The organism is Bhargavaea massiliensis (genome assembly GCF_050480245.1).
Lineage (GTDB): Bacteria > Bacillota > Bacilli > Bacillales > Anoxybacillaceae > Anoxybacillus.
In genome coordinates this window covers 1-11,025 of the sequence record NZ_JBCNEQ010000042.1, presented here as the reverse complement: position 1 = coordinate 11,025, position 11,025 = coordinate 1, and the positions used below count along the sequence as shown (strand labels likewise).

Below are 11,025 nucleotides of genomic sequence, written 5' to 3'. Positions count from 1 at the left end.
CCGGTGTATAATCTCCTCGAAACAGAGCCGATCGAAGTGCTTGTCGTCAATGCCCAACACATCAAAGCGGTTCCCGGGCGAAAGACCGATGTCAAAGATGCTGAATGGATCGCGGACTTGCTTCGCCATGGATTGCTAAAAGGGGGTTACATCCCTCATCGAGCTCAGCGGGAGCTCCGGGAACTGGTCCGTTATCGGCGCAGTTTGATCGAGGAACGGGCACGGGAGCTCAACCGCATCCAAAAAGTGCTAGAAGGAGCCAATATCAAGCTTTCTTCGGTCGTATCCGACATCAACGGGATGTCGGCCCGGCTCATCATTCGCGCCCTTATCGAAGGAAAAGACGATCCGGCGGCCCTCGCCCAGCTCGCCAAAGGGCGGCTGAAACAAAAAACGGAAGAGCTCCGGCGCGCATTGAAAGGAGTGATGGGGCCGCATCAACGCATGATGCTAGCCGAGCAATGGCGTCATGTGGAGTATTTAGATGAAGCGATTGCCCGGTTGGATCGGGAAATCGAGGAACGAACGAGCCCTTTTCATGAAGCGCTGGAGCTCATCGATACGATCCCGGGAGTGGGGCGGCAAAGCGCGGAACAAATTGCAGCGGAAATCGGGACGGATATGAGCCGGTTCCCTACCGCCGCGCACTTGGCCTCATGGGCCGGAATGGCTCCCGGGAATCATGAGAGTGCAGGGAAACGGTTGTCAGGTCGAACGAGGAAAGGGAACAAGAAGCTAAGGTCGTGCCTCGTGGAATGCGCCCGTGCCGCCGCCCGAACGAAGAACACGTACCTATCGGCCAAGTATCATCGGATCGCCAAACGAAGAGGAGCAAATCGAGCGAGTGTCGCGGTCGGGAGAACGATTTTAGAAATGATCTATTACATCTTAACTCGAAAGGAACCGTATAGAGAGTTGGGAGCCGACTACTGGGATCGGCAGCGAGAAGCGAGCATCGTGCGTCAAACGGTGAAACGATTAGAGGGACTAGGGTACGAAGTGAAACTGGAAAAAACGAGTGCATAGCACTTATTAACCATATATATACTGAAATACCCTCCTTTGGAATCCGATTCCGAAGGCTAGGTGGGCTCCGTTTTTTTGTCTTAAATGGTGTTTTCAGGATAGATATAACCCCTGACGTTCGTATTAATCAAAATGAATGCTTGTCAATGATTATTTGAGTAAGGATACAAAACGGAGGAAGTTCAGTCCAGTTTTTGTTGCCATAAATAAGATTTGAAAATCATTGTGGGTTGGGTGATTCCCACCCCACAAATGATATGTTTTGTTCATTAGTCAACCGCCTCACCATGAAAATGGACACTACCCCTTATGATGATTCATCCGCCTCCCACTCCCTATGTACGTACTACAACAGCCCCCTTGACCATTCTGTTTCCTCACCACGTGTGACATCAGCTTAACCGCTCAAATTCATCGATATTTCCAATCATTTTCATTCACTGGTCAATGAAGAGCGCTGATCACGGCAACAGCAAACGATAAACCAAGGTACGAAGCCCAATCTGTAAAAAACATCATCCATGTGCTCATTTTCTTATAAAAACATTACATTGAACCATTAATATGAAACACAGCACGGATATCGCCATCGCTCCTTTCGCTAATGCCAGCTAAAAGCAACATCACCACCCAATTTTCTATATATAGGAGGAGAATGAACATGGGAGAGTATATGTTAGAGACCCATCATGTAAGCAAAGCGTTTGGGAAACAACTCGTCGTAGATGATGTATCCATTAAAGTCAAGAAACAGACGGTTTATGGATTGCTTGGACCAAATGGAGCCGGAAAGTCAACCCTTTTAAAAATGCTGACAGGGCTTTTGCGTCCTACGAAAGGGGAAATCATGATCAACGGCCATCCTTGGAGCAGAAAGGACTTAAAAGATATCGGTGTGCTGATCGAATCCCCTGCTCTTTACGGCAATCTAACGGCTCATGAAAACTTGCTTGTTCACGCTAAATTGCTTCATTTGCCTGAGTCGCGGATCCAAGAAGTTTTGAACATCGTCGGCTTAGAAAATACAGGGAAAAAGAAAGCATCTCAATTTTCCCTCGGAATGAAACAGCGATTAGGAATTGCCAAAGCTCTTTTAAACCATCCAAAGCTGCTCATTCTCGACGAACCAACAAACGGCTTGGACCCATTAGGCATACAGGACTTGCGAAAACTCATTCAATCGTTTACCGAAAACGGGATCACCGTCATTCTATCGAGCCATATTTTGTCCGAAGTTAAGCAATTAGCCGATTATATTGGCATTATCCAAAACGGAAAACTCAGGTACGAAGGGAAAATAGACGAAAGTCAAGACCTCGAAAAACTCTTTGTCGATGTAGTGAACGAGTAATGAAGGAGGGTGGAAATCATGCTCAATATGTTCGAGTCAGAACGTTTAAAATATAAGCGGACGTTTGCGAAAAAACTTGTATTCATCGCTCCGCTTTTCTTTGTCCTGTACGCCATCATCACCATGCCAACTGTAAATTCCACACACAATTATTTCGAATATGCCGTATTTAATTGGTGGCCATTGATTTTTGTTCCGATTGGAACAGCCTTGATCGCTTCCTTGTCAACGGTAAGGGAGAAAAAGTCAGGAAACGATAAAGTATTGCGTTGTCACGACATTAGCATCGTGCGTCTATGGTGGAGCAAAATCACCGTCATCGCCTATTACATGTTGCTCTCAACAATAGAGCTGATCATCTTACTTGTTTTATTGAAATGGCTTTTGCCCAACAGCCTCTCATCAGCTACGGTTGCCGTATTCGCCAGCTTGGTCATTTGGTTGACCTCTTTAGCCTATATCCCGATCGGATTATTTGTAACCGAGCGGTTCGGGATGGTAGTCTCGCTCATTGTCAGTTTCATTGGCCTCGCCTTAGGGGTAGTCATGGCCGCACAACCGTATTGGCTGTTCATCCCATGGAGCTGGGGAATGAGGATGATGTGCCCGATCGTCGGGGTTCATCCGAACGGTGTTCCTTTGGAAAAAGGGAGTCCGCTATTGGATCCTTCTGTCATTCCAATAGGCCTGGCGATTGCCCTTGTCATGTTTCTATTGTTATCTTTTTTAACCGCCGTTTGGTTTGCGCGAAAGGAAGTGTATTGACATGTGGTTTCTTCGCCTTCTGTCATCCGAATGGATAAAAACAAAACGCACAGCGATTCGGGTGATGGTCATCATCACGCCAATCATTTATTCGCTCTTTATGGTATGGTATTTTTCGCACTACCGTACCTCTACGTTTTGGCAGATGAAAATCTATCAAGGATTTTTTGAAGTAATGGCCGTTTCCTTACCGATCATTATCTCCCTACTGACTGGGCTGATGTCCGATCAAGAAGAAAAAGCAGGAAGTTTCATGAACATCTTGACCGGTCCTGTATCCAAAGTTCAATGGTATGTTGGCAAACTCACGCTGCTCATCTTTATTGCATGCGCGGACATCTTGCTAGCGACGATTCTCATGCTCGTTGGAATGAAATACGTACTCAAAGTGGCGCACATTCATTATCAGTTATTTTTGCAAGGAGCCATGCTCTCCATCGTGGGCTCACTCATCCTTTTTTCCTTGCATCTGTTCATCAGCTTTGCCTTTGGAATGGGAGCCTCGATCGCAGTAGGAAGCGGCGGATTTCTCATTTCCGCCCTGATTGGCGCAACTTCCTTAGGCGATCACGCATGGAGCTATATTCCTTGGGCTTGGGCTGTTCGTCTCTCACAATTTCCGATTCTCATGATGCCCGAAGTAAAGCAAGCCTTGGGGGCGCAGTTGTTAAATTCCTTTTCACTATCATTATGGGAAGGAATAGCCTATGCCCTTCTAAGCTTCATCATCGTCACCATCATCGGTTCGATCTGGTTTCACCGTTGGGAAGGAAATCAACCACATGAATGAAAGTTCACTGCTCCCTCTCAATGGGATGGTAAAAAAGGAGGTTTTAGAGTAACGATGAAAAACTTCATCTTACTCCTCATGTTGATTGGAATCCTCTTTATAGGAGGTTGTTCACTTGTCAGTGACTTAAAAAAGACAGCCACACAAAATATGGAGATCGATCGGAAATTACCAAAATACGAGTTGAACAAAGAAAATTTGCAAGAAATTCACTATCAAGGCCGAACGTACATGATTCAAGCAGCAAAAGTTGATCGGAATCAATTGAACAAACCGATCGGGAAAGTAGCGGAGACGATTACCATCAATGAGCATCATCAAATCTTGAGTAAAAAAGAGCTGCGAAAGATCGAAGTCATTCCCGATCAAACGGATGAAAAACGAACTCACTTGAACTTTGGCTGGGTATACAGCATCAAAGGCGTAAACCCAGATGAAGAAGTAGCTGTTACGGTGAACCACCAATTTTTGATTGCTAAAAGAAAATAAAGGCTTAGAGACTGTCAGCTAGGGAAAGAGAAATTCCTCCCTAGCTGCATTCTCCACTCTCTATAACGGCGGAAAGCCCATAAGATTGGATGATTAATCAGATAACTCCTTAATATAAAATTCAACCGTCGCTCCACCTTTTTCATTGTTGTAGGCCCAAATTTCACCGCCATGATGATTCACAATTCGTTTGGCAATATACAGTCCTAATCCAACATGATTTTTATACTGCTTATCCTGGTAAAAAGGCTGGAACAACAAAGACGTATCGTTTTCTTTAAATCCCGTTCCTGTATCTGAACAGCGAAAATAGATTTTCCATTCATTCCCCTCTTTCTCATCATGTACTTCCAACTTAATTTCTCCGCTTTTTGTAAACCTCAGGCTGTTGTATAAAATATTGTCCAACACTCTCATTAACATCGCTTCATCAAGTATGTAAGATGATTTTTGCAAATTCACATCAAAGCAAATGTTTATCGATTTTTGATGGTAAACCATTGTTGAGATCTCTAGTTTTTTCTCCTCAAGGATTTGCCTTACATCCACTTCTTTTCCATTCAATGAGAAGTGGTCATTCTCTACTTTATAGAGCAACGACAAATTATCTGTCAACATGGTCATCTTCCCACAGTTTTTGCGAATAATCTCTAAATGGGGAGTGACATCAAAGTGGTCCAACTTTCTCAAATCTTGAATCAAATCAATTTGTCCTTGGATGACCGTTAACGGGGTTCTGATATCATGTACGATCGATGATACCATCATTTTTCGTTCGTCATCGGTCTTTGCTAAACGTTCCACCATTTCTTTCAGTGCACTGATCATGGTATTAAAGGAATCCTGGATCTTGATAAACTCTTTTCTTCTCAACCCCGAGACTTGAAAATCAAAATTCCCGCTTGCAATGTGATCCGAAGCCTGGAGCAACAATTTGACATTATGAAACAATGATTTGTACAGCCTAGATGTAAAGAAAATCAAATAGACAATAAAAAAGATCAACGGAGAAATAAACATCACAGCATAAATCAACACGGCTTCGAAGCGATTTTGATTGTTAATGATAAACCCGAAAGGCGCTTTCAACACATATACCGCCTGAATGGCGTTATCATGCTTCAGGGGAATGAACCGATACACATAGCTTCCTTTTACAATCTCACGGTTGATCGATTGACTAATATCCACTTGATCGTCTATAATTTCTCGATCACCATACAGATGCTTACCGCTGATGTCTACAACTTCTCCCTGTATCTTTTCACTGTAACGATGGATAGGGATTAATCTCCCCTTGAAAATCGCCTCTTCGTTTTCTTTCACCTTTTTCTCAATCAAATCCAAATCTTTCACGAAATAATTGGTCGGTTTCACCACATGGTTGGTGGTTAATGTCATAATCAAATAGATGATGCATATATAAGTAAAGGCCGAAGTAATCGCCGTTGCCAGCACAACTTTCACAACTAACAAATAAAAATCTCGTTTAATCGTTTTATTGTTTTTCATCGGTCACATCCCATTTATAGCCGAGCCCATATAATGTTTGAATATAAGAGGTGTCTGGATCGACGGCCTTGATTTTCTTTCGAATATTTTTAATGCTTTCTGTAACAGTGTCTAACTGGCTGTCGGAGTCAATCCCCCATACTCGTTCAAAGATTCTTTCTTTGGAGAAAACGACCTTTTTATTGAGCATCAACAACTTCACAATCTCATATTCTTTTTTTGTGAACGGTAATTTCTTTCCTTTACAAAAGACTTCGTTAGCCAAAAGATCAATCGTAATATTTTTAGAACTCAAAAGATATCTCTCGTTTGAACGAATCCGTTCTTCCCTTCTTAAATGAGAATCAATTCTCGCCTTTAACTCCTTTAAGCTGAACGGTTTGGTGATGTAATCATCCCCACCGATCGCCAAAGCTTGAACCTTATCTTCCTCCAGCGTCTTTGCGCTGACAAAAACAATAGGGACATCGACGCGGTCACGAATCAAGCGACACAACTCCATCCCGTCAATTCCTTCCATCATGATATCCAACACAATCAAATCAAAATCGTCGTTTATCATCTTCAACGCTTCTACACCGCTGTGGACCGTTTCTACCTGATAATGATGAAGCTCCAAATATTGTTTAATGGTGCAGCAAATATCTTCATCATCATCAACGACCAAAATTTTCTTGTTATTCATCTTTTGATCCCCCATACAGTTGAATCGCATTTTAACCTATTCCATCCCCATATCATGGGGTAATCTCATAACACCGTTGCATTGTTCATAGGTGCAATGTGAAGCTTTACTCTTTGTTGCTTTTTACTAAAAAATGCGCACGTCTTGAGTGACGCCCGGGTGAAAGACACCTCTTGTCTATGAACCTTTTCCAACATATTTGATCGATGACCGGTCGATCGAACAACACCCTTTTTAGGGAGTTGTTCGACCGATCGGTACGCCAAGGTATGATGGAGCCCCCTCTGCTGCTTGCCTCCAACCATCGATCAGTCGGCTTTTCCATTGTATATAAACAACATTTAAACTTCAGATAATAAAAATGCACAATCCCAAGGCGTTTTTTTCGAGTTTTGTATAGCTAATATCGTCAATAAAATTCCCGCTGTTCCATCGATTAGTCCCACATAATCATAATATTTCGTGCTTCCTTCGCTCTCCTCAATATTTTTAAAGCCAAAAGGGAATTCCTCATTATAAAATTTTATTATATCATCGACTAATTTGCAGGCGGCTTCCTTAAAATCGCTGATATTCGTTTCTTCATAAAATCTGTTGCATATATACGCAACTCCCGATAAACCATGACAGAAGGAAGGAGAAAAAATGTTGTAAAGCCGTTTGCTTGCCAGTTTCATTCCGCTGACAGCACAATCAATGTATGATTGATTATTTAGAGTTTTACCTGCTATAAGTAACGAATAAGCAACACCAGGCGTGCCATAACACCAGGCATCCCTTGTATCTTTGTTTAGGACAGAGCCATTTTTGTATTCCTCTAGAGAAACATGAGTCCCCCAATAAGAGCCATTTTCATCTTTAATTTGAAACTTCATAAGAAAATCAGCTATTCTTTGAATGCATTCATCTTGCCCATCTACGTAAATATTCAGTTTTTTGGCATTGCACAAGACAATGAGTAAAGCAGGTATACCGTGAGACAACCCAATGTTAAAGAAACCCGATTGCCATTTTCTACTTTCGGTGTCTGAAAAAGCATTCATTGGAGGAATATACCAGCCAGGAACGTTGATATCCTCCATTTGTTTATCTTGAGATAAATCTATAATGTATTTTAAGATTAACGTAATACTCTTTTTCATCTCTTGTGGAAATAATAGGCAGTAGCTCGCTATACCCGCTACTCCCGAAACAGCATCGTAATCGTCCATATTCGGATACGGTTTCTGTTTCAAATACTCGATCATTTCTCCGATTCTTTCTTCGATGACTTGATTAATCGTTGAGATAAAGTTTTGATACCTTTTTCCTCCCTTGGATAAACATACTGCAGCAAGGCCGATCCCTGCTAATCCGGTAAACATGGATAAAGAAGGGAAGCCGTGTTGATTCATTTGTTCACCGATTTCTTTCATGTATTGATGCCCCAATAAATCCCAACCTTCATCCGGATATTGTTCGCTCAATTCGTCGTACAGCGCACATAAGGCTGGTAACCCATGGCTTAAACTTAACTCATTAACTGTAGATGAGCAAAATCACTAACATAAATTTACATCGAAACAAAAAAGGAGACATGAACCCGATTCCTTGGTTAGAATAGATGTGCTACCAAACCATTTACAAGGAGGTTCATGTCTCATGAATGGATTAGCACATCATCAAGGAATTCACAAGTTTTTCACGATGTTGGGGTTGGCCCTTTATTTTTCAAAACCTGTTATGAAGCATCTCGTTCATATCGTGGATGCGATGATCACGAAGGGCTTTTCGGGAACATTGACCGATCTTCATCATGGGAGCTTTCATCCGAACCACCGCACGACACTCAGCCATTTTTTCACGAAAAGCCCATGGGAGGAAGAGGCGCTGCTTCATAAACCCCAGCAGTGGGTGCTTCATCGTGTCGAACGCAGCTCGAAACGAGAGAATCAACTCATTTTTGTTTCGATCGATGATACGATTTGCCAAAAAACGAAGCCCTCGTCACGGGCAACACACGCCATTCAAGGGTGTGATTGGCACTACTCTCACTCAGAGAAAAAATCGATTTGGGGCCATTCTCTTGTTTGGTTCATGGTTCATACTGCAACCCAGGCGTTTCCCTTTGCCTTCCGCCTCTACGACAAGACGGCGGGGAAAAGCAAAGGGGAACTCGCGATCGAGATGCTTTCTTCGTTGGATGTACGCCGTCCCGTTTATGTGCTGATGGATTCGTGGTATCCATCGAAAGCGCTCGTGGAAGCTTGTCTGAAAAAAGGATTCCACGTCATCGCGATGCTCAAGACGAACCGGATTCTCTATCCGAACGGCGTTGCCGTCCAAGCGAAGCAGTTGGCCCGCTCCATCGAACCGAATGACACTCACCTCGTCACGGTGGGGGAAGAGCATTATCGCGTCTATCGTTACGAAGGAGCGCTCAACGGTCTCGACCATGCGGTGGTGCTGCTCGCTTGGAAAGCCAATCAGCTGATGACATCGGAACATCTTCACTGCGTCTTGAGCGCCGACCGGGAGCTAAGCGATGAAGACATCTTGCGCCACTATGCCCAACGCTGGTCGATCGAATGCTTTTTTCGACAAGCGAAAGACCGGCTGAAGCTCGATGGGTACCGTGTTCGTCAGGTTCGGGCGGTGAAACGCTACTGGATCTTGGTGCAGCTTGCTTACGTGTACAGCCTATTCGAGTCGAACAGCGATTTTTCTGATGGGCTCGATCTCTTGCGCAAGAGAAAAGGACATAGCCTCGTGGAGTTCATTTACTGTGCAGCGAAACAAAATATTCCCATTGATACCGTGAAAAAACAGCTCCATGTGGTATAAGGGGTACCCTGTTTGTTTCTTTTTACATGGTAATTATTGTTATGAAAATTGCTCATCTACAGTTTTTTATTTCATCATCCGATAGATGGTTACATAACTTATACATCCTCATCACCTCATGCATAAAATAAGTGCCTAGTCAAAAGCTAGGTACTCATGAAAGGAGGAAAATGTCGTTCTACATATTAGTGGCATTTACACGACAAAAAAGCACAAAATAACGAAAAAATGTTGATACGTATTATTATACGTGTTATAATGAAATCGAGGAGGGAGGGAAATGAAGAGTTACTCTTCAAAAGAATTAATTAAAATGATACAGCAAGACGGATGGTACATAGTCAGAACGACTGGCAGTCATCATCAGTTTAAACATCCCAGTAAACCCGGATTAGTGACCATCCCTCATCCTAAGAAAGACTTACCCACTAAAACAGTAAAAAGCATACTTAAACAGGCGGGACTACTTTAAGCCCCTCCTAAAGGAGGTTAACATATATGCATAAAAAAGACCGTTATATTTATCCAGCTATTTTCGATTATGGTAGCGATGGGATATCTGTTGAGTTCCCTGATCTTCCTGGCTGTTTTACCTGCGGAGACACAGAAGAAGAAGCATTTCAAATGGCAAAAGAAGCGATGGCATTGCATCTGTATGGATTAGAGCAGGAAAATGAAGAAATCCCTCAGCCTTCAAAAGTATCGGAAATTCAAACAGAAAAACACCAAGTCGTTGTGTTCGTCGAAGTATGGATGCCACCTTTTAGACATGAAATGGAAAACAAAGCAGTTAAAAAGACGTTGACTATCCCGAAATGGCTTGATGATCTAGCGAAAGAACATAACGTGAACTACTCCCAAATTCTTCAAGAAGCATTAAAGAAGCATCTTGGTGCTACCGACCGATAAATTAAATAAATTATAAAAATAATTAAATAAATTATAAAAAAGCCTCTTCACCCACAAAGGCAGAAGAGGCTTTCTTTGATTCGTTTTTTAATTTTTCTTTCAGCGCGTTCAATCATCGTTTGGACACTACTCGAAGAGATACAAAGATAATTCGCAATCTCGCCATATGTTAGACAATATCCTCGTGACATGAGATACACTTCTCGTTCCCGTTCGGTGGGCACCGATAATGCATCCCCAATGCGTTCCCGATCCCAGCTTGTAATGACGCTTTCTCTTTCGTGGTCGTCCCATTCATAGACAGGTTCGTTGGAATGGAAATATTTTTGCATGAGCAATGGGTCAAAAAGTTTCTCGCGTTGATAGGCAGCGCGACGCTCGATGCCTCTTTTGTGACCAGGTTGTCGTCCAGTCGTGAGCCATTCAATCACAAATTCAAGGTCGGCAATCATTTGACGAATAATGGTTTTGTCTTGTTCTGGCGCATGCTCAAGTAATTTCTTTGTCTGTTTCAACGTTTGTTTATATTCTTGCAAGAGCTCATCCATCGATGCCTCCTGTGATATGTGCACCCCTAACAGTTTGTTTTTTTAACATCTGTTAGGTGTTAAAAGCTTGTCATATCAATAATTCGACATTTATTAATAGCTCCTAATGTCAAGGCCGATTATTTTT

11 protein-coding genes and 1 pseudogene are annotated in these 11,025 nt (G+C 42.7%); 8 read left to right on the top strand and 4 right to left on the bottom strand.

Features of this window, described 5'->3' with window-relative positions; translation table 11 throughout:
* The 5 genes from ABEV15_RS08590 to ABEV15_RS08570 all read left to right on the top strand — a co-directional run.
* On the top strand, positions 1-1,026 hold a 1,026-nt coding region (locus tag ABEV15_RS08590; protein ID WP_498852959.1), incomplete at its 5' end, for an IS110 family RNA-guided transposase.
* 661 nt (positions 1,027-1,687) lie between these two features.
* Entirely contained in the window at positions 1,688-2,377 is a 690-nt protein-coding gene (locus ABEV15_RS08585) for a lantibiotic protection ABC transporter ATP-binding protein (protein ID WP_008881431.1), read from the top strand.
* 18 nt (positions 2,378-2,395) lie between these two features.
* Complete coding sequence (locus tag ABEV15_RS08580) at positions 2,396-3,142, top strand: lantibiotic immunity ABC transporter MutE/EpiE family permease subunit (protein WP_498852958.1); 747 nt, start codon at positions 2,396-2,398, stop codon at positions 3,140-3,142.
* Between the two features lies 1 nt (position 3,143).
* A complete protein-coding gene (locus tag ABEV15_RS08575) occupies positions 3,144-3,932 on the top strand; it encodes a lantibiotic immunity ABC transporter MutG family permease subunit (RefSeq protein WP_498852957.1) in 789 nt (262 codons plus the stop codon).
* A 54-nt stretch (positions 3,933-3,986) separates the two neighbouring features.
* Positions 3,987-4,421: a NisI/SpaI family lantibiotic immunity lipoprotein gene (locus ABEV15_RS08570; protein ID WP_008881434.1), complete on the top strand. Its 435-nt coding sequence runs from the start codon at positions 3,987-3,989 to the stop codon at positions 4,419-4,421.
* Positions 4,422-4,514: 93 nt separating this feature from the next.
* Here the strand turns inward: ABEV15_RS08570 and ABEV15_RS08565 are convergent, their stop codons facing one another.
* The 3 genes and pseudogenes from ABEV15_RS08565 to ABEV15_RS08555 all read right to left on the bottom strand — a co-directional run.
* Positions 4,515-5,933, bottom strand: a complete 1,419-nt coding sequence (locus tag ABEV15_RS08565; protein WP_498852956.1) for a HAMP domain-containing sensor histidine kinase — start codon at positions 5,931-5,933, stop codon at positions 4,515-4,517.
* Positions 5,920-6,618, bottom strand: coding sequence for a response regulator transcription factor (locus ABEV15_RS08560; RefSeq protein ID WP_498852955.1), 699 nt, complete (start codon positions 6,616-6,618; stop codon positions 5,920-5,922). The genes ABEV15_RS08565 and ABEV15_RS08560 overlap by 14 nt, the downstream gene beginning before the upstream one ends.
* Positions 6,619-6,959: 341 nt before the next feature.
* A pseudogene (locus ABEV15_RS08555) lies at positions 6,960-8,129 on the bottom strand (lanthionine synthetase C family protein); the annotation flags it as partial.
* 130 nt (positions 8,130-8,259) lie between these two features.
* On the opposite strand from ABEV15_RS08555, the gene ABEV15_RS08550 reads away from it, so the two are divergent.
* The 3 genes from ABEV15_RS08550 to ABEV15_RS08540 all read left to right on the top strand — a co-directional run bounded on the left by ABEV15_RS08550 (position 8,260) and on the right by ABEV15_RS08540 (position 10,350).
* On the top strand, positions 8,260-9,441 hold the full coding sequence (locus ABEV15_RS08550) for an IS701 family transposase (RefSeq protein WP_498852954.1): 1,182 nt from the start codon (positions 8,260-8,262) through the stop codon (positions 9,439-9,441).
* Between the two features lie 280 nt (positions 9,442-9,721).
* Positions 9,722-9,913, top strand: coding sequence for a type II toxin-antitoxin system HicA family toxin (locus tag ABEV15_RS08545; protein WP_064220537.1), 192 nt, complete (start codon positions 9,722-9,724; stop codon positions 9,911-9,913).
* 26 nt (positions 9,914-9,939) lie between these two features.
* Positions 9,940-10,350 carry a type II toxin-antitoxin system HicB family antitoxin gene (locus ABEV15_RS08540; RefSeq protein ID WP_121678196.1) on the top strand — a complete coding sequence of 137 codons (411 nt, stop codon included), beginning with the start codon at positions 9,940-9,942 and terminating at the stop codon, positions 10,348-10,350.
* A gap of 47 nt (positions 10,351-10,397) precedes the next feature.
* Here the strand turns inward: ABEV15_RS08540 and ABEV15_RS08535 are convergent, their stop codons facing one another.
* Positions 10,398-10,898 (bottom strand): sigma factor-like helix-turn-helix DNA-binding protein, encoded by a 501-nt coding sequence (locus ABEV15_RS08535; RefSeq protein WP_339171355.1) that lies wholly within the window; start codon positions 10,896-10,898, stop codon positions 10,398-10,400.
* Between the last annotated feature and the right edge of the window lie 127 nt (positions 10,899-11,025).